The organism is Edaphobacter lichenicola (genome assembly GCF_014201315.1).
Classification (GTDB): Bacteria; Acidobacteriota; Terriglobia; order Terriglobales; family Acidobacteriaceae; genus Edaphobacter; species Edaphobacter lichenicola_B.
Genome location: NZ_JACHDY010000001.1, coordinates 1,278,023 through 1,299,447 on the forward strand (window position 1 = coordinate 1,278,023; position 21,425 = coordinate 1,299,447).

20 protein-coding genes and 1 tRNA gene are annotated in these 21,425 nt (G+C 59.1%); 9 read left to right on the forward strand and 12 right to left on the reverse strand.

Annotated elements, in window-relative coordinates; genetic code table 11:
• Positions 1-100 precede the first annotated feature (100 nt).
• On the forward strand, positions 101-634 hold the full coding sequence (locus HDF09_RS05475; protein ID WP_183762543.1) for a YciE/YciF ferroxidase family protein: 534 nt from the start codon (positions 101-103) through the stop codon (positions 632-634).
• Positions 635-693: 59 nt separating this feature from the next.
• On the opposite strand, the gene HDF09_RS05480 is transcribed toward HDF09_RS05475, so the two are convergent.
• The 3 genes from HDF09_RS05480 to HDF09_RS05490 form a co-directional block, all read right to left on the reverse strand.
• Positions 694-1,227 (reverse strand): GNAT family N-acetyltransferase, encoded by a 534-nt coding sequence (locus HDF09_RS05480; protein WP_260180928.1) that lies wholly within the window; start codon positions 1,225-1,227, stop codon positions 694-696.
• Positions 1,228-1,435: 208 nt separating this feature from the next.
• Positions 1,436-2,692 (reverse strand): hypothetical protein, encoded by a 1,257-nt coding sequence (locus HDF09_RS05485; protein WP_221270001.1) that lies wholly within the window; start codon positions 2,690-2,692, stop codon positions 1,436-1,438.
• A gap of 109 nt (positions 2,693-2,801) precedes the next feature.
• Entirely contained in the window at positions 2,802-3,425 is a 624-nt protein-coding gene (locus HDF09_RS05490; protein WP_183762549.1) for a hypothetical protein, read from the reverse strand.
• Between the two features lie 430 nt (positions 3,426-3,855).
• Here HDF09_RS05490 and HDF09_RS05495 point away from each other — a divergent pair, with 430 nt between their 5' ends.
• From HDF09_RS05495 to HDF09_RS05525, 7 genes are all read left to right on the forward strand, one after another.
• Positions 3,856-4,311, forward strand: a complete 456-nt coding sequence (locus HDF09_RS05495) for a cytochrome c maturation protein CcmE (protein WP_183762552.1) — start codon at positions 3,856-3,858, stop codon at positions 4,309-4,311.
• A 19-nt stretch (positions 4,312-4,330) separates the two neighbouring features.
• On the forward strand, positions 4,331-5,098 hold the full coding sequence (locus HDF09_RS05500) for an ABC transporter ATP-binding protein (RefSeq protein ID WP_183762555.1): 768 nt from the start codon (positions 4,331-4,333) through the stop codon (positions 5,096-5,098).
• Complete coding sequence (gene ybaK, locus HDF09_RS05505; RefSeq protein WP_183762572.1) at positions 5,095-5,616, forward strand: Cys-tRNA(Pro) deacylase; 522 nt, start codon at positions 5,095-5,097, stop codon at positions 5,614-5,616. The genes HDF09_RS05500 and ybaK overlap by 4 nt, the downstream gene beginning before the upstream one ends.
• Positions 5,613-6,302: a heme exporter protein CcmB gene (locus tag HDF09_RS05510; RefSeq protein ID WP_183762575.1), complete on the forward strand. Its 690-nt coding sequence runs from the start codon at positions 5,613-5,615 to the stop codon at positions 6,300-6,302. Before ybaK ends, HDF09_RS05510 begins: the two co-directional genes overlap by 4 nt.
• Positions 6,303-6,326: 24 nt before the next feature.
• Entirely contained in the window at positions 6,327-7,064 is a 738-nt protein-coding gene (ccsA, locus tag HDF09_RS05515) for a cytochrome c biogenesis protein CcsA (protein ID WP_183762591.1), read from the forward strand.
• Positions 7,061-7,204, forward strand: a complete 144-nt coding sequence (locus HDF09_RS05520) for a hypothetical protein (protein ID WP_183762594.1) — start codon at positions 7,061-7,063, stop codon at positions 7,202-7,204. Before ccsA ends, HDF09_RS05520 begins: the two co-directional genes overlap by 4 nt.
• Before the next feature lie 199 nt (positions 7,205-7,403).
• Positions 7,404-8,621, forward strand: a complete 1,218-nt coding sequence (locus tag HDF09_RS05525; protein WP_311718752.1) for a beta-propeller fold lactonase family protein — start codon at positions 7,404-7,406, stop codon at positions 8,619-8,621.
• A gap of 413 nt (positions 8,622-9,034) precedes the next feature.
• Here HDF09_RS05525 and HDF09_RS05530 read toward each other — a convergent pair whose 3' ends face one another.
• The 7 genes from HDF09_RS05530 to HDF09_RS05560 form a co-directional block, all read right to left on the reverse strand.
• Positions 9,035-11,287: a PP2C family protein-serine/threonine phosphatase gene (locus tag HDF09_RS05530; RefSeq protein WP_183762597.1), complete on the reverse strand. Its 2,253-nt coding sequence runs from the start codon at positions 11,285-11,287 to the stop codon at positions 9,035-9,037.
• Complete coding sequence (locus HDF09_RS05535; protein ID WP_183762600.1) at positions 11,271-12,236, reverse strand: YihY/virulence factor BrkB family protein; 966 nt, start codon at positions 12,234-12,236, stop codon at positions 11,271-11,273. Before HDF09_RS05535 ends, HDF09_RS05530 begins: the two co-directional genes overlap by 17 nt.
• 94 nt (positions 12,237-12,330) lie before the next feature.
• The gene (queG, locus tag HDF09_RS05540; protein ID WP_183762603.1) at positions 12,331-13,524 is read right to left on the reverse strand and encodes a tRNA epoxyqueuosine(34) reductase QueG; all 1,194 of its coding nucleotides are present in this window, start codon (positions 13,522-13,524) and stop codon (positions 12,331-12,333) included.
• A 79-nt stretch (positions 13,525-13,603) separates the two neighbouring features.
• The gene (gene rfbG, locus HDF09_RS05545) at positions 13,604-14,701 is read right to left on the reverse strand and encodes a CDP-glucose 4,6-dehydratase (RefSeq protein WP_183762606.1); all 1,098 of its coding nucleotides are present in this window, start codon (positions 14,699-14,701) and stop codon (positions 13,604-13,606) included.
• A gap of 100 nt (positions 14,702-14,801) precedes the next feature.
• The gene (gene rfbF / locus HDF09_RS05550; protein WP_183762609.1) at positions 14,802-15,572 is read right to left on the reverse strand and encodes a glucose-1-phosphate cytidylyltransferase; all 771 of its coding nucleotides are present in this window, start codon (positions 15,570-15,572) and stop codon (positions 14,802-14,804) included.
• 100 nt (positions 15,573-15,672) lie between these two features.
• Entirely contained in the window at positions 15,673-16,674 is a 1,002-nt protein-coding gene (locus tag HDF09_RS05555) for a glycosyltransferase family 2 protein (protein ID WP_183762615.1), read from the reverse strand.
• A gap of 46 nt (positions 16,675-16,720) precedes the next feature.
• Positions 16,721-17,662, reverse strand: a complete 942-nt coding sequence (locus HDF09_RS05560; protein WP_183762618.1) for an NAD-dependent epimerase/dehydratase family protein — start codon at positions 17,660-17,662, stop codon at positions 16,721-16,723.
• Between the two features lie 443 nt (positions 17,663-18,105).
• Here HDF09_RS05560 and HDF09_RS05565 point away from each other — a divergent pair.
• Positions 18,106-18,197, forward strand: a tRNA-Ser gene (locus HDF09_RS05565).
• Positions 18,198-18,216: 19 nt separating this feature from the next.
• On the opposite strand, the gene HDF09_RS05570 is transcribed toward HDF09_RS05565, so the two are convergent.
• Together HDF09_RS05570 and HDF09_RS05575 are read right to left on the reverse strand one after the other, a co-directional pair.
• On the reverse strand, positions 18,217-19,626 hold the full coding sequence (locus tag HDF09_RS05570) for an APC family permease (RefSeq protein WP_183762621.1): 1,410 nt from the start codon (positions 19,624-19,626) through the stop codon (positions 18,217-18,219).
• Positions 19,623-21,263 carry a phytoene desaturase family protein gene (locus HDF09_RS05575; protein ID WP_311718758.1) on the reverse strand — a complete coding sequence of 547 codons (1,641 nt, stop codon included), beginning with the start codon at positions 21,261-21,263 and terminating at the stop codon, positions 19,623-19,625. Before HDF09_RS05575 ends, HDF09_RS05570 begins: the two co-directional genes overlap by 4 nt.
• Positions 21,264-21,425 lie beyond the last annotated feature (162 nt).

Genomic DNA, 21,425 nt, shown 5'->3' on the forward strand with positions numbered 1-21,425 from the left:
CTTGAACGTTCGCCGCTCTCACCCACACCTTACGCAACACCAAAGACGCCTCCGCGCGCCAGCGGGAACATCTCGCGATTTTTCCAAAAGGAGCATCACCATGAAGCTATTCTCCGAGAACATCGAAGACCTCCGCACCCTCTACATCGCCAACCTCAAAAAGGCGCTCGACATGGAGCAGAAGATCACCAAGGCCCTCCCCACCATGATTGAGAAGTCCACCGACCCGCAACTGGCCACCGCCTTCCGCAATCACCTCACAGAGACCCAGGGCCACGTAGCTAAAGTGGAAAGCATCCTCCGCGACGCCACCAACGGCAACGCCGACACCTCCACCTGCAAAGCCATCTCCGCCCTCATCACCGAAGCCGAGGACAACATCAAGGACGCAGGCGACACCAGCATCCGCGACATCACCCTCATCGCCTCCGCCCAGCAGGTCGAGCACCACGAGATCGCCGTCTACGGCACCCTCCGCACCTGGGCCGAACTCCTCGGCGACGACGACGCAGCCGACCTCCTCGACAGCATCCTCGACGAAGAGAAGAACGCCGACGAGCTCCTCTCCACCATCTCCGACAGCGTCAACACCACCGCCGCCGAACCCAAAACCGTAACCAGCACAGCCGTCTAAGCGCTTTCTAAAACGAAGCGGAGATCCCAACGATCTCCGCTTCGTTCGTCTCAATCCCCTCAAATCAAATCGAGCTCCCAGGTCTGTCCTACGAGATCTTTCCCAAAGCTGTGGTGCGGCTCTTCTTTCACCAACCTGAACCCAGCTCTCTCATAGATCCGATGCGCGCCTGTAAGAATGCTCTGCGTCCACAAAACCACTCTCTTGTATCCCGCGCCCCGCGCAAAACGAACGCACTCACTCACCAGTGCATCTCCCAACCCCATGCCCCGCGCACTTGGCTCAACAAACAGCAATCGCAGCTTCGCCGTCTCAGCTTCCGTCGGATGCTTCACCAGAAACACATGCCCCACACTCTTGCCATCCACCTCAGCAATCCAGCAGCGCTCTCGCTCAGCGTCGAAGTTCATGACGAACTCACTCACAATCCGCGCCACCAACGCTTCAAACGTCTCATCCCATCCATACTGCTCGGCATATCCGAGACCCTCTCGATAGACAATCCACCCCATGTCTCCCACTCGATGCGGGCGCAGACTATAAGCCATCCGACCCCGATCACTCTTGCCTGCAACTCCCCCAGCGGTCTCCATACCTCTACTCTACTTTTCACTCCCAACATGCGAAAGGGCCACCTCATTCACCTCCGGCAAAGAGGCCAGCAGCCTGCCCAGATCGTGCTTCAACCTGTCCAGAAACTTTACAGATCGTCATCTCGACCGGAGCCGTGCAGTCTTATCGCACGGCGCAGTGGAGAGACCCCCGCATTTCGTCTTTGCAGTTGCTTGTTTTCAGTTGGGACTAAGGATTCAGCGTGTCGTTCTGCGCAAACCCCTTCTCAAGCTCGCGCCGTATTTCAGGAGTGTCTTCCAGCACGCCGCATCGGTCGAGTTTGATTGGCGAGTCTTTTGTTAGGATGTCGTGCTTTTCGTCATTTCCAACGGGAAACACGATGTACCGCCTTCCTGGAACCAGATCTTCGGACTCCTCAGGCGGTGAAGTATATTCATTCCCGTGAAAGGGGTGTGCGTTTACGATCGCGCCACTCAGCCAGGGAGCAGGTTCCTTGAGAGAGGTAACAACCCGGACTTTTGCCACAAAGGGATCGGACTCGGGGTCGTTCTCGATCTTCGTCAGAGCCTCGACGGCTAAAACAAAGCGGGCGTCCCGCGCGTGCGCCCACACAGGAATGTTGCTGCAGGGAGGGATTGGCGTCTGAACATAGGAACTAGATTCGGGCCTTGGAGGTGGTATCGGCACAGTGGGGCTGGATGAGTATGGATCGTCGTAGAGGTGCCACTCTTTGGATGCAGGTAATAGATCTTCAATGTGTGAACACGCGATCAACTGAGTAAAGCAGGAGAAATTGTACGACGTCAGGCGCTCAATCTCGGCAGGTGGAGTATGGGTGGAATAGTAGACAACCTCAAACTGGCAGTTGATCTCGCAGCCCCCTGGCCTTCCTACTTTGTAGTACGGGTGTTGGGCGAGTTCATCCTCAGAGCCCATATAAGCCGGCCAATTCTCTATTGTCCGATGAAGTCTCTGGTAACTCACGGCACTGATAGAGAGACTCCGGGGCCAATCGTTATCCCTTCGGATCCTCCTGGTGGGGACGGTGACGCCGATCCCGCTGCCTGTTCTCCAGATGGTCCCGTCATGAACCGTGAAGGAAGCATAAAATACTGCGTCGCGGCCACCGAGCCATTCGTAGAGATTGAATCGGTCGTGCGCAGAAAACCATTCCACCCAAGCGCGGCGGGGAGCATTGGGGTTTTGATATCTGATGGTGCCCATGCCGATTGCGTATTGGCAACTTGCAGCCGTGCAGCTTCCGTCGTAGTGGCCCCACGCTCCCCAGCGATTCATGAGACGCTGCGCATCGGCCCAGGTGCTTTGGTAGAGGCGAATCTGATGCATATCTGCTGACAGCCGCTCGGCTCGCCAGCGCGATAGTATCAGCTGAATCTGCACTGCCAGAAAAATGAGCAGCACCAGAGACACAACCACCCAACCCGCAAAGCGGACCACCCGCACAGTCCACATTCTAAAGGTCATATCAGGTTAGACACCACGAAAAGTGAAAGTGCACCTGACCTCAAGTACATTTGAGATGTGTGATGAATTCATATCGTCTGGCGCAACCACCCGCAACTGTTCCCTGCAACTACTTTGCGCCGACGCACGCTGTATAGGTCGAAAGAAATCGATCTCTCATCATGCGATAGTCCTCAATCGTTTGGAAGCTTCGGTCCTTTGGCTCCTGATTCAAAAAATAAATTGTAGTCACCATTCTCGTCGCATCATTCAACAGCAGATAAATACCCAGCACTCCACCCTCAAGTTTGTCTCTATCCAGCCCACGAATATCCAGACCGTTCAGCTTCGGCTTCAACCCATAGTTTCTTGTGCTGTCTTTACTCGATGCCAGGAAGTAGTCGAAGTTGTCGACCAATGTCTGTCTCGTCTCCGCATAGTCCTTCTCCGGCAGTATCTCTACCTTCACGTTGGCGTAGAAATCCTTCCCGGGATACGCGAACATCACCCTTCGCCCCTCTACCATCCCAACCTGTCTCGGTCCCTTCAGGGTTTCAACCGTTCGCTCGTGAATGCCCGGCGCCAACGGCGACGTCTCCACCACCGCAAGTTCATCGCTGAACCTGCATCCCGTATAACGATCAAACGCCGAACTGTCCAAACGAACACTGCTCTGCGCTACCGATGACACCAGCGAAGAAACAAACGAAGAGAAGACAAACCCGCAAACTAGCAAAATCGATCCTTTACGCATTGCCGAACCATATCTCAAACGCCTGCTTCGAAGAAGCCCAAAAAGCTCCTTAGCGCATAAAGCGTGGACGAGACTCTAGTCCACGAACATAACGGGAGAAAATCTTGTCAAGCCCCACCTATGACAAAACCCGCGCCCAGAGCACCTTTTGTCGTGGCGTATTACCCCCCGCCAATCGTCTAAAATAGAAGTAGCAAACAGGAATCAATAGACTCCCGCTCCGCCCACACAACCAGGAGCGCAACTACAACAAAACAAATATTTTGTACGCAAGTCATTTGGATGGAATACTTTACAGACACACCCTCTCTGCAACCGATTCATTCCAATAGACTTCCGCCCAAAATACCCTCAGGGGGGAGGGGGGGTACCCCCCAACCGGTTGACTACCCAAATCGAACCCGCGAACGTAGACTGAAAGACGAAGAACATGGCAAACGCACTCCACAAGAGCCCGATCAAATTCATCGTCGCCACACTCATCATCGTGGCCACCATCGCCTATCTCTCGTTCACCGGCGGCCGCGACAACAAGAGCTACTACGTCACCATCGGCGAGCTGCAGGGCATGGGCAACAAAGCCTACGTCCGCCACCTCCGTGTAGCCGGCAACGTCGCCCCCGGCAGCATCCACCGCGTAGGCACCAGCGCCACCTTCGACCTCCTCGAACAGGGCCGCAAACTCTCAGTCGTCTACCAGGGCTCCGAGCCGCCGCCCGACACCTTCAAGGACGATGCCCAGGCCCTCGCCGTCGGCACCTACGGCCACGACGGCGTCTTCCACGCCACCCAGCTCCAGGCCAAATGCGCCTCCAAGTACGCCCCGGCGCCGGCCTCTGCAACCCCGGCCACCACCGCCGCCGCAACCCCTCCCACAACCCGCTAACCGCCGCGCACGAAAAAATATGACGCAGACGGCAGAGACAACCCGCAGCAGCATCTCTCCCTCCGCCGCCGACACGGACTGCATCTCGCTCGACTCCGTCTCCAAGATCTACGGCACCTTCGCCGCCCTCCGCAACGTAACCACCAGCTTCTGCACCGGCTCCTCGACCGTCATCCTCGGCGAAAACGGAGCCGGAAAATCCACCCTCCTCCGCATCATCGCCGGCCTCATCACGCCCACGCGCGGCCGCGTCACCGTCTTCTCCGGCCATCCTCACCTGCAACGCCGCCGCATCGCCTACATGAGCCACTCGCCCATGCTCTACGACGAGCTCACCGCCATCGAGAACCTGAACTACTTCTCCTCGCTCCATCGCGAAGGAGGCTGCGCCTGCGTCGGCAACCCCGAGATGGCCCTCCGCGCCGTCGGCCTCGACCCCAAACTCAACCGCCCCGTAGGCCAGTACTCCCAGGGCATGCGCCAGCGCACCTCGCTCGCCCGCGTCCTCCAGACCGACCCCGAGATCCTCCTCCTAGACGAGCCCTTCTCCAACCTCGACGCCGCTAGCGCCCGCCATATGGTCGAGCTCCTCGCCGACTTCCGCACCTGGCCCGTAGCTCCAGTCAACGGAGTAGCCGGCGCCCGCACCATCCTCCTCACCACCCACCAGTCCGCTCTAGCCGAACCCATCGCCGACCGCACCCTCACCATGCGCAACGGCCAGATCGTAAGCTCCCAGCAGACGAACCACCACATCACGGACTCCCCAGCCGAGGCCGCTGGGTGAAGACGCCTGCCCCAGCCAAGACCAACGCCGCCCGCCTCCTCGACACCCTGGGCATCCCCTACGAACTCCGCCCCTACGAGGTCGATCCCGACGACCTCACCGCCCTCTCCGTCGCCCGCAAGATAGGCCTCCCCCCCGAGCAGGTCTTCAAAACCCTCCTCGCCCACACCAACACCGGCGCCGCCGGCCCAAAAGGGATAGACCACGTCTTCGCGGTCATCCCCGGCGACGCCGAACTCGACCTCAAAAAACTAGCCCACGCCGCCGGCGCAAAAAAAGCCGAACTAGCCTCCCTCAAAGAAGTCGAGCCGCTCACCGGCTACATCCGCGGCGGAGTCACCGTCATGGGAGCCAAAAAGCCCTTCCCAGCCTTCGCCGACGAGACCATCGAACTCTTCGACCAGATCTCCGTCTCCGCCGGCCAGCGTGGCCTCCAGCTCCTCCTCGCTCCCGCCGACTACCTCCGCGCCGCCAAAGCAACCCTCGCCGACCTCACCAAAGGCCACGCGCCGGCATGAAGTACCTCCAGCACGTCCTCGACCACCTCCGCAAAGACCTCCGCCTCGAGTGGCGCTCCCGCGACTCCATCAACGGGATGCTCTTCTTCTCCCTCCTGGTCGTCGTAGTCTTCGGCCTCGCCTTCGACCCCACCAGCTACCCCACAATGGCCCGCCAGATCTCCGGCGGAATCCTCTGGGTAGCCCTGCTCTTCGCCTCCATCACCGCCCTCAACCAGTCTTGGACCCGGGAGCAGCGCAACAACGTCCTCGAAGCCCAGCGTATGGCCCCCTCCCCCGCCTCCGCCCTTTTCCTCGGCAAAGCCCTCGCCAACATGCTCTTCGTCCTGGCCGTCGAGGCGGTCCTGGCCCCCATCTTCATCGTATTTTTCAACCTCCACGCCCTCGGCAACGTCTGGCTCCTCGCCCTCATCCTGCCGCTAGGAACCTGGGCGCTAGTCGTCAACGGCACCTTCTTCGCTGCCCTCGGACTTCGCGCCCGCAACCGCGAACTGCTCCTCCCACTTCTCCTCCTCCCTATCTCCCTCCCGGCCCTCCTGGCAATGGTCCAGGCCACCACCGGGGTTCTCACCGCAGACCTCGACTCCATCCAGATCAACACCTGGATCAAGCAGCTCCTCGGCTACGACATCATCTTCACCACGGTCTGCATTCTGCTCTTCGAGACCGTCCTCAACGCCGAATGACCGCATTCGCGATAAACTAGATCCATGGAGCAGCGTACCCCCACTCTCCGCAGCGTCGCCTGGCTCTGGTTTGGAATCAGCGTCGCTGTGCTCGCCGTCGGCTTCCGCCAGGCCATCTTCCTAGTCCCCACGGACGCAGCGCAAGGCAACGTCGGGCGTATCTTCTACTACCACGTCCCCATCGCGATGTTGAGTCTGATCTTCCCGTACATCAACTTCGTAGCTTCGCTCTTCTATCTCTACTGGCGACGTCGCGACCCGCTCAAGGCCCTCACCGCAGATGCCTTGGCTCTTAGCACTGCGGAAGTGACCGTCGTCTACTCCAGCATCTGCCTCCTCACAGGTATGCTCTGGGGACGCGCCACCTGGGGCATCTGGTGGACCTGGGACCCCCGCCTTACCAGCATGCTGCTCCTGTGGCTGCTCTATGTCAGCTACCTCATGCTGCGCAGCTTCTCCTCTACCGGCCAGACCCACACTCTCGCCGCGGTCCTCTCGGTCTTTGCCGCAGTCGATGTTCCCATCGTCTACATGTCCATTCGCTGGTGGCGCACCCAACATCCTGCGCCAGTCTTCGGAGGCGGACCTGACTCAGGTATCGATCCCTCCATGCTTCCCGCCTTCTATTGGAATCTGGCGGGCTGGACTCTGTGGGGTATCTGCATCGTTCTCTTCCGTTTCGCCCTCGAGCGCCGCCGCCAACTTGCCGAACAGGAAGCCGCCCTGCAGGCCATCGAAGCTTCTTTGGAGATTCCGCAATGACCTGGCGTTCGTTCCTCGATATGAGCACCATGCCTCACCGGCACCTGCTCTTCGCCTACGTGGCAGTATGGGTTATTCAGGGAGGATACTTCGCATGGACCGTCTGGAACTGGGTTCATGTGCGGGATGGCCGCCGCTAAAAATCAACGAAGCCGCGGGGGACCACAGCTTCGTTGTCCGAGTAGGAATTGCACGTGATGCTGTCAATCGTCCTTCGATGAATCAGCATCGCCAACCTAAACACCAGATGGCTCCAGAAGTTTCGGGGAATAGCGAAAAACTCTTCGCCTATCGCACTTCCCCTTGCCGCCCTTGGAACACCTCGATAGACTCCGAACAGTGCCCACGCCCCACCTTTCTTCCTTTCGTTTCGTCATGCTCGCAGCCTTTGGGCTCCTCAACCTCTCAGGTTGCCGCAGGAGCAGCTTCCCCGACGTTCCAGCCGGCTATCGAGAGTACGCCTACATCAGCAACGGAGGATCGAATACAGTCACGGTGCTGGATCTCGTCTATCTGCGTCAGGATCGCACGCTCCAGGTCGGCGCGAACCCAACCAATCTGGCTGTCAATCCGGCCCGAAATGAGATCTACGTCGCCAACGCTCAGTCCGGCACCATCTCCGTAATCGACGCCGAGGCGAATCGTGTCGTTGCGACAATTTCGGTCCACCGCCAACCGTACTTCATCGCTGTCGACCCCACTGGACACCGGGCCTACGTCGCCAACTACGGCTCCAACAGCGTCAGTGTTCTTGATCTTGATCGCCGACGCGAAGTCTCCGTCGCGGGTGCTGGCGAGCAACCCGCTCAGGCGCACATCTCGCCTGACGGCCGCACTCTTGTAGTCACGAATCATGGCAGCGGCAGTGTGTCTCTCTTCGATGTAACTCCCTACGACTCCGCCAAGCCGTCGTCTGGAATGGCCATACATCTTCGTTCGACATCTTCCGGCTGTCCGGGAGCGGCGGACACTGTCATTTTGCCCGACTCCTCGAAGGTCTTCGTGGCCTGCTCCGCGGGACATCAGGTGATGGCAGTAGGTCTTGCGGCAGCGCCTGGATCGTGGGCTGCAAAACAAAATCCATCGCTTACAACGGACCATATGCTGGCCTTGCTTGATGTTGGGAAGACGCCGGTTCATCTTGCAATGAAGCCGGATGGCGGGGAGATCTTCGTTTCGAATTTTGACTCGGACAGCTTCTCCGAGATCGCTACGTGGACCAATGAGGTTGGGGGAACTTACTCCATTGGAAACAGGCCGGTTCACGGAATAGTGAGCCGTGACAACAGCATGCTTTGGGTTTCGAATCAGGGTGCTGATTCTATTGGGCTCTACAGCATCGACGACGGGAAGCTGGCGGGCAGTGTGCGCACGGGTTCGGGGCCGGGTGCGCTTGCGTTTTCGGAGGATGAGCACCTCTTGCTGGCTGCGGATACGCATTCGGGCGATGTTGCGGTTGTTCGGACGGCGGGAAAGCAGGGGCCGGCGCTCTTTACCATTCTTCCCGCTGGAATCTCTCCCAACTCGATTGCGATTAAAGCGATCCAGGAAAAATAGGAATTTCGAGAAAAAAGTTTGGCGTGGTGGGCGGCTGGACTTCTGTCGTTTTTGCTGGGTTTTTGAGGGGTGTTTTGGAAAAAGTGAGTGTTTGATCGTGGTTATTTGATGGTGTGATTGTGGTGAAATGCGTGGTGGAGATGGTGTTCTGACATCGCATCTTTCGTCGCTGAAAAATACGCCACGTTTTCCAACTATTTTTTCAGGAGTTGTCCTGCCGGACGGGCCTCCTGCGCGGGCAGCGGTCACTTCGTGACTTGTATACCGCTTCGCCTGGTCCTCCCGTTGGTCGGAGGAGAAATTGATTCCGACCAACGGGAGGACCAACGCAGATCGTCGGCTGCAAGAAAGGTATACGCGTCACGAAGTGACCGCTGCCCGCGTAGGGCGCCCGTCCGGCAGGACAACTTCCTTCAGGTCTTGCGGGCGAGTACGAGGGTGATGTCGTCGGGTTGCTCTTCGGCGCCGATCCAGGCGTCGAGCGCCAGCATCACCTGGCCGGAGATAACGTGCAGGGGCTGATCCCGGTAGCGTGCGACGACCTCCATCATGCGCTCTTCGCCAAACTCGCCGAAGTCGTTCTCCGGCTCCGTCACGCCGTCGGAGTAGGCGACCATGATGTCTCCCGGCTGCATGTGGAATCGGTCTTCTTCGTAGCTCATGCCGTCCATGAGCCCCACCACGGTACCTCCCTTGTCGAGCCGGCGGATGTGACCGTCGCGGCCGAGGACGAGAGGCGGAAGCTGTCCTGCGTTGGAGTAGGTCATCATGGCAGTGGCGACGTCGTAGTGAGCGAGAAACAGGGTTGCGTACTTCTCCGGCTGCGTACTGCGGTAGAGGTGCCGATTGAGCAGCGAGAGGATGCGCCCCGGCGATTGGAATAGCTCGTCGCAGTCTCCGCCACGGCCTTCCCTGCTGGCCATAAGCCCGGCCACACTGGATTCGCTGTAGACGAGCTCTTCACTGGCGAAGCGGTAGGCCCGCACGGCGGAGTGGAGCGTTGCCATGAGCAGCGCCGCGGAGATTCCCTTCCCGCTGATGTCGCCGATGGCAATGCCGACGCCGGTCTCGCGGCGGTCCACCATGCCTGCATGGGCTTCTTCGTGAAAGACGAGAAAGTCGTAGTAGTCGCCGCTGACCGAGCGTGCAGGGCGGCAGACTCCGTGCAGATCGAGCGTTGCGAGCCCCTGGGCGTGAAGCGGAAAGAGGTTGGCCTGCACCTCCTGCGCGATGGAGATCTCGTTCTGCAGCCGCTCTTTCTCTTTCTGTTCTTCAAGGAGGCGCTTCAGTGATCCTGACATGGTGTTGAAGGATCGGCTTAGTTCGGCCAGCTGATCGTTACTTTTTACCCCAATGCGATAGTCCAGATTGCCACGGTCGATGTGTTCGGTTGCGCTGTAGAGATCGGCCACCGACGAGGTGATGGAGCGGCTGAGACCGATCGCCATCCACAGCGCCAGAAGTTCAATGAGCGCAAAGACCACGCAGAGCAGGACGATCGCGATGCGCAGAACGCTGGTTACAATGCCGCCGAGCGAGGAGCCGAACAACTGGTTATAGAGAAGAGACGGCCGGGAGTTTATCGCTATGAGAACGTTGTCCCGCTCGCCTGTGTCCCAATCGACGATCGGTTCAGTCGAAGGAAAGCTCACGCGGGCGTCAACGAGGTTGACGGCTGGCGGCTCGGTACCACCGACGATCCAGTTCGATCCGCCGTTGATTCCATCGGGACCAACTGCGAGTCTGGCCCCCCGACTCGATTTTTGAGTAGGTGCGGGAGTGCCGGCGTTGGTCGCCGCCTTATTATCCCGGCTGATATCGTTGGCGGCTCTTCCGGCGCGCTGGGGCAGCAGGCTCGCCTGTCCCAGGCCTTCCGCGATCAACTTCAGGAAGGCGCTGTCCACCGGTAGGCTCGACATTAGAGTGAAGAGGCGACCGTCGTTCCACCTCTTCTGATGAAGGGTGACAAGATAGAGGTCATGGCCGTCCAGAACCAACCCTGAGAATTCACCACTCGGCAGTTCCGTCGCCCAGGGAGGAAGACCGAACGGCGCTTTTCCGTTATATTTTGGGCCAAGGTCGAGCTGAGCGCCGTTCATAAACACGCGGATCTGGCGATGCAACCTCATGCGGGGAACTTCGAGACGAGCTACTTCCCCGGCCTGTTCGATGGTCTGAATGGCACCGCCAATTTGGTCCGCTGTATCCTTTGGCCGTTCGGCGACGAGCGCGGTGGTAAGGTCGGCGCGGTGGCCACTCTCGTTTCTCATCTGGATTAACTCGGCCTGCAGCCTGGAGTCGGTGAGGTGGATGGCGAACTGCCCGGCTGCGACGTAGGCCAGCACAGCAACCAGGGTAAGGAACAGGACTACCGGTGCGAGACCGATGAGCAGATAGGTGAGCACCAGTTTGTTGCGAAGGCTCCAGAGCAGATGCTTTCGCACCAGCTGCCAGACGAGGGGAACGACAACCGAGACCAGCGCAATTCCAACAAAAAACTGCAGCACTCCCAGAAACGTTCCGAATCCGCCTGGGATCCAGCGACGGACGAACAGCACGCAGAACCACAGTCCAAGCCACGCTGCGGCGCCGGCAAGACCTGTCGGCAGCCGTTCTCTCAGCAGGCTAAGAACGCGCGGCCCGGTAGGGCTATTCGGGTCTTGCATCGTTTGCCGCCTCCAGTTCCGCCTGCCGTGCCAGCTTCAGGGTATGTCTTGTTGCCGAAAAATGCGCGCCCGCCAGCAACAGCAAGCCGGAAAGAAACGCCCACATCATCAACCCTACGGAAATATAAAACGGCCCGTATACGGACTGAAAATCGAGCCAAGGGAGGGCCTTGATATAGAGGTACTTCGCCATCTGCCACAGCAGGCCGATGACGATCGCCGTCGGGAGAACCGCTCGCGCCGGAATCTTTCTGTAGGGCAACACCCAATAGATTAGAAAGAACATCAGGATGCTCGCAAGCCCGGCGCAGAGCTTGAGGAAACCGAAAGAGACAAAGTGGAAGACGATGTTTTCCGTATGGCCGAAGAAGACCCAGGCCAGGATGGTCTGCTGGCTGGCCGTGGAGGCGACCGAGGCCATCGCCAGGAAGCCGACCGCAAAGGCAAGCCCGAGGGATATGGCCTGATTGTGGAGGTAGCTTCGGTTTTGGCGCACTCCCCAGACCCTGTTCAACGCAACCTCGAGCGGCAGAAAGACGCCTGTGGAGGTGACGAGCAGCATGACCAGCGAGAAGAGCTGGGTTCCCTTGTGGGGGTGGGCCAGCAGCTGCATGTTTCGCATGACGAAGTCCTGGCCGACGGGAAGGAGATTCTTCATCATGTCGCCGACGATGGCCTCCATCGAGCGCGAGTGAAAGACGCTGCGGCAGAGGGTCAGCAGCAGTACGATGAAGGGGAAGAGCGAAAGGATCACGTTAGCGGCCACGCTGAACGCGTAGGTATGGACCTCGGTGCGGGCCATGTAGCGGGCCAGGGCGACGATCTGTGCCGACAGGCCGTATTCGCGAACGACGGGCGCGACGTCCTCGATCGGCTTCGGCGGCAGGTCTGGCTGGTCGGTCTTCGAAGACGCGGGAGCGTCGGGTTTGTCGGGAAGAATTGACGGCATAGGAGAGTTCGATGCAAGATCCGGCGAGCGGCGACCGGCGATTCACTCCGATGCTAGCAGAGGGTGCCCGTTTTTGGTGGTCGCTGGTGTTGGCTTAGGAGGACTGGCGGTTTGGAGCGGTCGTGAGGCTGTCGTGAGGCGTCGCGAGGCTGTGGATGCGTGCTATGGCCCATTGAGACGACTCGGCCAGCACAAGATCTTCGGCTGCGCTCCATTGCTCGAGCTGGGGAAGGAACTGCGTGTCGCCGGTGTTTCCCATGGCGATGGCGACGTTGCGATGCAGTCGCTTCAGACGGGTTCGCTCGAGGGGAGAGCCCTTGAACCATCGCTTGAACGCTGCGGAGTCCATCTCGGCGAGCCAGGCGAGGGGCGGATTGATCAACTGTCTTCGCGCGAGCATGCCGTCGTTTTGGGAGATGGGAGAGCGGCGGTTCCAGGGGCAGACGTCCTGGCAGATATCGCAGCCGAAGACCTGGCGGCCAATCGGCTCGCGTAGCTCTTCGGCGATGACGCCTTTTTTTTCGATGGTGAGGTAGGCGATGCAGAGTGAGGCATCCATCTCACGCGGCGCGACCAGTGCGTTGGTGGGGCAGGCGTCGAGGCAGCGGGTGCAGCTTCCGCAGCGGTCGGCAGCGACTTCGAGCTCGAACGGGGACGATACCGGGATCGAGGTGATGATGACGCCGAGCAGAAGCCAGGAGCCGAGCTTCTGATCGAGGATGCAGGTGTTCTTGCCGACCCAGCCGATGCCGGCCTTTGCGGCTGCGGAGCGCTCCACCAGGGGGCCGGTGTCGACGTAGCAGCGAGTCTGGCAGGAGAACCGCTCGTGGAGTTGCGATTCGATTTTTTTGAGGCGGCTCAGTAGCTCGTCGTGATAGTCGGTGGGGGCGAGCTCGTTGGGGTTTGCGGGATCGGTGCGGCCGCTCCAGGCGTAGCGGGCGATCCAGCCGGTGCCGGGTGTGGATTCGTCGATGGAGAGCGGGGCGGAGGCGTTGTAGTTCAGCGCACAGACGATGACCGACCGCGCCCAGGGCATCGCGATCTGCACATCGCTTCGAAGAAGGACTCCTTGCTCGTCGCGGCGCTTGAGGTAGTCCATCTCGCCTGCTCGGCCGGCTTCGATCCAGGCTTCGAATCGATGCGCGTCGAGTGGCTTATTGTCTTCGGGATTGCCTGTGGCGACTGGCGCTACTCCTGCAGTATCGAAGCCGGAGTGCACGGCTAACTCACGCAACCATTGCTTGAGGTCGGAGGTCCACGCCGCGGCGGGTTGTGGTGTCTGCGCCATTAGGCTCTCTCCCCCGCAATGAAGCATCTCTTTGATCACCTTCAGGATAAATTGCTGAGAGTAACGCTTCCGATCGAATCTAAAACTTCGGCGTGCTTGCGAGGATCGTCTCATACTGATTGATCTGGTCGAACGTGTAGGCCTGCATGTCAGCTCCCGCTTCGTGCGCCTTATACCAGCGGACGAGCCAATCGAGCGCGTCGGCAAGATGCAGGTGCGGCGTCCAGGCCAGGTCGGCGCGGGCTCGGCTTGCATCGAGTTTGAGATAGCCGGCTTCGTGCACGCTGGGGTCTTCGTCGAGAACCCACGAGGCGCCGTCGCCCCAGGTGCGCGTCATGCGCTCTGCAATCCAACCTACGGGGCGCGCGTCGTTGTCTGCAGGGCCGAAGTTGTAGGCTGTTGCGTACTTCGCGGGCTCTGCGGAGAGCAGCTTTTCTGCGAGACTCAGATAGCCGTGGAGCGGCTCAAGCACATGCTGCCAGGGACGTATCGCGTGCGGGCGACGAATAGGCACTGGCTTGCCGGAGAGAAAACCTCGAACGAGGTCAGGGAGCAAGCGGTCGAGTGACCAGTCGCCTCCGCCGATGACGTTACCGGCGCGTGCGGTGGCGATGGCCACGCGGTGGTCGGCGATTCTGTCGACCGGGAAGTAAGACTGCCGGAAGGCGGCGGAGACGATCTCGGCGCAGGCCTTGGAGCTGGAGTAGGGATCGTAGCCGCCAAGGGGATCGGTCTCGCGATAGCCCCACACCCACTCTTTGTTCTCGTAGCATTTGTCGGTGGTGACCGAGACTACGGCGCGAACCGACGGCGTACGGCGAACCGAGTCCAGCACGCGAGCTGTGCCGATTACGTTTGTCTCGTAGGTGGTGATGGGATCGTCGTAGGAGAGACGCACCAGAGGCTGCGCAGCGAGGTGAAAGACAACCTCCGGGGCGAAGCTCTTCATGGAGCTCTCCAGATGAGCCGCGTCGCGAATGTCACCGCGAATGTCTTCCACTCTGCTGCCTATGCGCGCGGCGTCGAAGAGGCTGGGTGTCGTGCACGGGTCGAGCGAGTAACCTCGGACCTCTGCACCCAGGCGAGAGAGCCACAGAGCGAGCCATCCACCCTTGAAGCCGGTATGCCCGGTGAGGAAGACGCGCCTTCCAGCCCAGAACTTCGCATCGTGCGACATGAAACCCTCCGCCTCCCTGGTTATAAATCCTTCGCCTCTACTTCCAAATTCGTAGAACTGTAGCGCGCTCGGTGGCGATTCGTATCGTGACGCAAGCGATCTACCAGGTCTTCCAGGGTGCTTTGCCCGTCTGCCAGAGCTCTTCCAGATGCTGCTTTTCGCGGAGAGTATCCATCGCTTGCCAGAAGCCGCGGTGGAAGAAGGCGTGGACCTCTCCTTTGTTCACGAGCGTCTCGATGGGCTCCCGTTCGAACATCTGCGAGTCATCGGTGACGGCATCGATTGCTGAAGGTTCGAGGACGAAGAAGCCGCCGTTGATCCATCCTCCCTCGTCGGACGGCTTTTCCTGGAAGGAGTAGATCTGCGTGTTGTTGAGTCCCAGTGCGCCGAAGCGGGCGATGGGCTGGACACTGGTCAGCGTGACGGCCTTCCGGTGCTGTTTGTGAAATGCAATCGATGCCGTGATATCGACATCTGCGACCCCGTCACCGTAGGTCATGCAGAAGGGCTCGCCCGGATCGAGGTACTGCCTCACGCGACGAAGGCGGCCGCCCGTTCCGGTCAGCTCGCCGGTATCGACCAGCGTGACGCGCCATGGTTCGGCAACGGAGTTGTGCACCTGCATCTTGTTCAACTGCATGTCGAAGGTGACGTCGGACATGTGGAGAAAGTAGTTCGCAAAGAACTCCTTGATCACGTAGCCCTTGTATCCGCAACAGATGATGAAGTCGTTGATGCCGTGCTGGGAGTAGATCTTGAGAATATGCCAGAGCATCGGCAGTCCACCGATCTCCACCATCGGCTTGGGTCGAAGCGTAGTCTCCTCCGCCAGTCGTGTTCCAAGTCCACCCGCGAGGATGACTGCTTTCATGCTTTGATTTCCTTCCGCCCGGAAGTGCTGCGAAGCGTTAGCCTTCGTGACCAAGTATCTATGTTGTATCTATGTTTCGCCAAGTCACGTCTAATTCCCTCTAATTGCCCGACAAGCTATTTGTAACCGTGGACGTCAAGGATAGGTTGTCCCCTTCCGCTACTCCGGCTACATCTTCAATGATGGTGAGAGGCTGCTTCTTCAGCTGTTGATACATACGGCCAAGATATTCGCCGATGATGCCGAGAAGCATCGCATTGATGCTGATCGATGCCAGGCTGAGAGCGGCCAGTGTGGCAAAGCCTGCCGGCCATTGCGAGCGGAAGATCAGCTTTGCCGAGGTGTAGCCGATGATCGATATCAACGTGATCACCGAGATGATAAGTCCGAAGTAGGTGGAGAGACGGAGCGGCACCACAGAATGATTCAGGATTCCATCCAGCGCGAGCGACACCAACTTTGAAAACGGGAATTTACTCTCTCCGCGAAGCCTGGCATTGCGGCTGTACGGTATTCCAACCTGCTTGAAGCCCATCGTGGCGATGGTGCCGCGCAAGTAGGGTTGAGCGTCTTCGAAGCTCTTGAGGAGATCGATGATGCGCCGGCTGATCAGACGAAAGTCGCCCGCATCGACCGGAATCTTCTCTTCGCTGAGTCGATCGATCAGACGATAGAAGATGATTCTTTGCAGATTGAGAAGCCAGGACTCCTGCCGTTTGATGCGGACGCCATAGACGACATCGGCTCCCTGCTGCCACTCCTGCAAAAATGTCGCGATCAACTCGGGAGGATCCTGGAGGTCAACGTCAAGCTGGATCGCTGCGTCGCCACGCGCGCGGGTGTAACCTGTCATGATCGAGCGCTGGAATCCGAAGTTTCTCGAGAATCGATAGGCATGGACCCGGCTATCTCGCGCGGCGAGATCCCGCAGCAGGGGAAAGGTCTGATCAGAGCTGTGATTGTCGGTGAAGACAAATTCGAACCGGTATAAGTCCTCTAGTTTTCCCGTCTCAGCGCACACGGCATCGTAGAAAGGAAGGATGTTCGCCTCCTCGTTGAAGACAGGCACTACGATTGAAATAAGCGGCTTTACCGGGGTCAAAGAGGCTCTCTTCCTGCTCTCTACTTTAGTGTGGTTTCAGCTAAAGTCAACAATCACGAACGGACTTCCAGGTTTTGGTGAGGCCCTCTTCCAGGGAGATGGCTGGACGCCAGTTGAGAGCGGAAAAAGTTGTCTCTGCAATCGGTTCGTAGGAAAAGATCTCGCCTGTCTTATACGGAAGGGCTCCGTAGCGAATGAGCCCGTGGCGCCGTGTGATGCGCTCGATCCGTTCCAGGCAATCTCTCACCGTAACCACTTCACCAGAGGCCAGGTTGAAGGAACGACCCTCGACGCCCTCTCTTACAAGAGCGCTGACGACACCCTTTGCTACATCCTCCACGTGGATAAAGTCGCGTGTCTGCCTGCCTTCGGTGACTGCAATCTCTTTTCCTTCGAAGAGCGATTGCAGCACCTGTGGGATGAGCATGCGCGGAGCCTGAAAGGGGCCATAGACGACCGATGGCCTGAGAACCACGACAGGAAGCTGAAAGGCGCGATGAAACATCCTGGCATAGGCTGTGATCGCCGCCTTGCTGGCGCCGTAGGGCGAGGCGGGGTCCGATGCGGTGTTCTCATCGAAGGGTCCGGTGACTGGACCGAACTCCTCACCCGAGCCGAGGAGGATAAGCCGCTTCACCTGCATCTCTGCGCAAGCCGTCATAAGATCGAGCGAGGGAAGCAGATTCGTCTCGAGCGTGCTTCGAACCGCTTCGGCGCTGCGATTTGTCGTTACCGCTGCGTGAAGATGGACCACGTAGTCGGGTTTCGCGGATTGAACCGATTCTGCCAGCTTGTCCGGCCGGTCGAACCAGAGCGTTTCGATGGATCTGGCTGGGTGTTCGGGACGACGAGCGGTGCGGCTGCGGTCGGCGACGGCAATGACGGTTGCGTCGGCTCTCTGAAGCTGATCGACAACATAGCCTCCGAGGAAGCCGGTCGCCCCGGTAACGACGACTCTCTTCCCGGAGAGGTCTGCACTTCTCAACATCTGCCTCCGCTGACTACAGCTTCGAAGATTTCTAGGATTTCGAAGATGAGACTCATTTGCATCTCGCTCGCACCATATTAGATGAACTAAAGTTGCGCGTCGGAGCCTTGTCGAGTGAATCGTCTGATGACCCGCCGCTCAGCGCAGCGAACGGTTGCGTGCAGCCAGGTGAGGGTGGGATCGCTGAGGATACAGGCGGCATTGCACCAGACCCACCTTTGCCGGTAGACTTGTCATAGCTGGGCAGGATCTCCAAGTCTTCTGAGAAATGCCCGGTTACAGATCACTATCGATGGATGTGCGCTCTTCGCATCTCGCGCCTGCTGGTGTTGCGGCTGCCATCGATAGGTTAGTTACAGTTCCTCAGACTGCAATTAACACCACACTGGCACCGCTGCTTTGGCCACGCCAAAGACAAGGTCCAGGGTGATTGATAGAAATGCGGAGAGGTGGCAGAGCCCGGTTGAATGCACCTGACTCGAAATCAGACATAGGCGTAAGTCTATCGGGGGTTCGAATCCCTCCCTCTCCGCCATTCAACCTGTTCCCGGACATCAGGTCTTCCGTCGCCATTTCGCACTCAGAAAAACTGCCGCACCGCCACCGACAAGTAGAAAAGTTGAGCCGAGTATCTTGGCGATCGCCAATCCTTTGTGCGGTTCGTCGTCAGGCGGAACGAGAGCCAGAACAATCGTCAGCAACGTAGTAATCAGCCCGACAGAGGCGAGTAGAACTGCAACTGCCCTTCCGCCCGGAAACCGTATTCCTCCGCGGGGAAAAGGTTCGCGCTGCAACCTGATCATCGCCAGGAAGAGAAAGACAAATGGGATGAAGTAGGTGACGATCGACATGCTTACGAGCAGATCGTAAGCGCTCTGCACCGTGCTGCCGGCCTGGCTCAGCAACGCACAGAGCATTCCCGCAACACCATAAAAGATGATCGCGATCCATGGTGTTCCCCACCTTGCATGGACGCGTCCGAAGGCCTTAGGCAGGTATCGGTCGATGCCGGCCACAAAGGGTAGCCGCGAGGTGGAGGAGAGGAAGGAAGCGGCTCCTCCGATGCTGTTGAGCGCAAGGAAAAGCGCGATCACTACGACGATCCACGAAAGTCCGAGACGTGCGCACATTACCTGAATGGCGCTTGCGAAGCCGCCGACACCGCTGATCTGGGCGCTCGGCAGTGCGACGAGCAGTGCGATGGTTCCGGCGATATAGCTCGCCGCGAGAATGATCCCCGAGACGATAAGGGCACGAGGAATGGTGCGCCGCGCGTTCTTGATCTCCTCGCTCATAAAGGAGCCCGTCTCGCAGCCACCGAAGGCAAAGAAAATCGTCGACCAGAAGATCGCATTCTTAAGATCGGCGTGTGGGGTCATACTCGCCGCCGTGAACTTCGTGGCGGACCCGAAGCGGAAGACGCTGACGCCCGCGATCACTAGCAGGATAAGGATTGGAATCCAGCTCCCAAATGCGCCTATGCTGTTCAGCCATTTCCCGAACTTCAACCCAAGAACGTTGAGCACTGTAATTACCGCGAGGCATACCAGAGCAAACAAGAGGTAATAGCTTCCAGTAGCGGCTAACTTCTGGCCGTTGTGAAATGCGAAGAGCAAGCTACCCGCTCCGAAGTAGAGCACCGCGGGGAAGTATGGAAGATTACTCATCCAGTAGGTCCAGGCAGCGAGAAAACCTGAAAAGTCGCCAAAGGCACGCTGCGTCCAGACGTAGAGTCCGCCCTCCTCCGGATAGCGCGCCGAGAGTTCGAGCACACTCGCAGCGAGAGGCACGAAGAAGAAGAGACACGCGAAGATCCAGACGAGGATCGTGCTCGGACCGGCCGCAGCCGCGGTGGCTACCCAGCGCAAACTCAGTCCGCCAGCAATGTAGAAGAGGGTTAGATCGAAGAAGCCCAACTCGCGCTTCAGGAGCTGCTTCTCTCCCAAATGGCCGGGTTCAATCATCGAGCCTCATCCAGATCGCGAAGCACCGCCATCGCAGCATTGCGCCCGTTGATGCCGATCACGCTGCCGCCTGGGTGAGTACACGCACCGCACAGATAGACGCCCTTCATCGGAGTTCTCGCGGCGAGGCGCTTGCTCCACATGTAGGCAGGAAGGCACTCGCCCTGGAAGATATGTCCGCCGGTCAGACCGACCTTCTGCTCGATGTCAGGCGGTCCCAGCACCTGCACGTCGACTACAGCGTCTTGCAGATTGCTGCAAAAGCGGCCGATCGAACGCAACGCGAGGGCCTTTGCCTCGCTGCGATGCTCCTCCCAACTGCCTGACGCAAACTTGTAGGGAACGTACTGCGCGAAGACGCTCATGGTGTGCAGGCCCGCTGGAGCTACGGTTGCATCGTGCACACTCTGGAAATAAAGTTCGCACCAGAGTTGCTCCGGAAGGGTTCCCGCACGAGCTGCGGCATAGCCGGCCCTCCACTCGGCCTTCGTCAACGGAGCATTGATCTGGCCGTAGTGATGTGGCTCTTCGACTCCCGGCCGAGCGGTAAAGTTCGGCAGTTCGCGAAGCAATACATTTAGTTTGACGGTACATCCTTCGATCGGCACCGAGCGCACCTTGGCAGCCCAGGCCGGGTCCGCACCCGCATCCAACATGCACAAGGTGCGGATTGGGTCTGCATTGGATACGACCACCCGCGCAGTGATGCGCTCTCCACCCTCGAGCAGCACGCCCTCGCCGGGAAGAATCCGCGCCACGTTGACGCCCGCGGCCACAACCGCTCCGGCCTCGCGGGCAGCATCGCAGAAGTAAAACGACACCATCCCCATGCCGCCTTTCACATAACCCCACATGCCTGGCATGCCACCGAGCCGGCCGGAAGAGTGGTGGAAGCGAATGGAGGCCGTACCGGCGTCGAAGGGGCTCGCGTTGGTGCCGATCACGCCTTGCCCCAGATAAGCAGACTGCAATCGGTCGTCGACAAGATAGCGCTCGACAAACTCCGCCATCGACCAGCTGAAAAGAAGATGGTGCGCTTCGACGTCATCTTTGAGCAGATCTTCGAGTTGCTCCTGTGCGGGCGCATCGCCAATCCACAGATCGCGCCGGCCCTCGTGTGGATTGCCGCTAGCGATGCCGCCTGAAGGCCGAAGCTTATCTCGCAATCTACGGACTACGTCATTCATCGCACGCCAGCCTTCAACGTCGCGCGGCGAGAAGCGGCGAACTTCTTCTTCACATCGAGTGTCATCGTCCCAAAGCTGAATGCTGCTGCCGTCCAGAAAGGGCACAAAGAGCCCGTTGACAGCAGGTGTCCACGTAAAGCCACGGCTTGGCAAGCCGAGTTCCTCGATCACGAGCGGATGCAGCAGCCCGGCAAGATACGCACAGGGAGACATCCGGACACCGGGAAATGGCTCTTCGACCGTGCAAGCTCCCCCAACTCGCTCACGGCTCTCGAGCACGAGTACGCGTTGACCTGCCCGGGCCAGGTAAGTCGCGCACGCCAAGCCGTTGTGGCCCGCCCCCACAACGACCGCATCCCAGTGACGCGCGGCAATCTCCTTGAGCGGCACCGGAAGCCCGACTTTTCCTAAGATCGCCGCCGTCGCAGACATACAGGCCAGTATCAACATCCGAGTCGTAATAGCAAAGCAAAAACAGATGTGGACCTCGGATACTCCGTTCCGCCCGACTGCGGCTGGCCAGAGCAGCCATGGAGCAATCTGGCTTCCCTGCTCTATCTCCCGCCTGCGAGACAAAATCTTTTGCGGAGAATATCGTTGCAGGTAGTGGTC

What these genes read in the sequence shown, in the direction of transcription:
- HDF09_RS05475 (WP_183762543.1), top strand. Translation starts at nt 101, where the DNA reads ATGAAGCTATTCTCCGAGAACATCGAAGACCTCCGCACCCTCTACATC.
- HDF09_RS05500 (WP_183762555.1), top strand. Translation starts at nt 4,331, where the DNA reads ATGACGCAGACGGCAGAGACAACCCGCAGCAGCATCTCTCCCTCCGCC.
- HDF09_RS05485 (WP_221270001.1), bottom strand. Translation starts at nt 2,692, where the DNA reads ATGACCTTTAGAATGTGGACTGTGCGGGTGGTCCGCTTTGCGGGTTGG.
- HDF09_RS05520 (WP_183762594.1), top strand. Translation starts at nt 7,061, where the DNA reads ATGACCTGGCGTTCGTTCCTCGATATGAGCACCATGCCTCACCGGCAC.
- HDF09_RS05570 (WP_183762621.1), bottom strand. Translation starts at nt 19,626, where the DNA reads ATGATTGAACCCGGCCATTTGGGAGAGAAGCAGCTCCTGAAGCGCGAG.
- HDF09_RS05575 (WP_311718758.1), bottom strand. Translation starts at nt 21,263, where the DNA reads ATGTTGATACTGGCCTGTATGTCTGCGACGGCGGCGATCTTAGGAAAA.
- HDF09_RS05560 (WP_183762618.1), bottom strand. Translation starts at nt 17,662, where the DNA reads ATGTTGAGAAGTGCAGACCTCTCCGGGAAGAGAGTCGTCGTTACCGGG.
- HDF09_RS05495 (WP_183762552.1), top strand. Translation starts at nt 3,856, where the DNA reads ATGGCAAACGCACTCCACAAGAGCCCGATCAAATTCATCGTCGCCACA.
- HDF09_RS05535 (WP_183762600.1), bottom strand. Translation starts at nt 12,236, where the DNA reads ATGCCGTCAATTCTTCCCGACAAACCCGACGCTCCCGCGTCTTCGAAG.
- HDF09_RS05510 (WP_183762575.1), top strand. Translation starts at nt 5,613, where the DNA reads ATGAAGTACCTCCAGCACGTCCTCGACCACCTCCGCAAAGACCTCCGC.
- rfbF (WP_183762609.1), bottom strand. Translation starts at nt 15,572, where the DNA reads ATGAAAGCAGTCATCCTCGCGGGTGGACTTGGAACACGACTGGCGGAG.
- HDF09_RS05490 (WP_183762549.1), bottom strand. Translation starts at nt 3,425, where the DNA reads ATGCGTAAAGGATCGATTTTGCTAGTTTGCGGGTTTGTCTTCTCTTCG.
- ccsA (WP_183762591.1), top strand. Translation starts at nt 6,327, where the DNA reads ATGGAGCAGCGTACCCCCACTCTCCGCAGCGTCGCCTGGCTCTGGTTT.
- queG (WP_183762603.1), bottom strand. Translation starts at nt 13,524, where the DNA reads ATGGCGCAGACACCACAACCCGCCGCGGCGTGGACCTCCGACCTCAAG.
- rfbG (WP_183762606.1), bottom strand. Translation starts at nt 14,701, where the DNA reads ATGTCGCACGATGCGAAGTTCTGGGCTGGAAGGCGCGTCTTCCTCACC.
- HDF09_RS05530 (WP_183762597.1), bottom strand. Translation starts at nt 11,287, where the DNA reads ATGCAAGACCCGAATAGCCCTACCGGGCCGCGCGTTCTTAGCCTGCTG.
- HDF09_RS05480 (WP_260180928.1), bottom strand. Translation starts at nt 1,227, where the DNA reads ATGGAGACCGCTGGGGGAGTTGCAGGCAAGAGTGATCGGGGTCGGATG.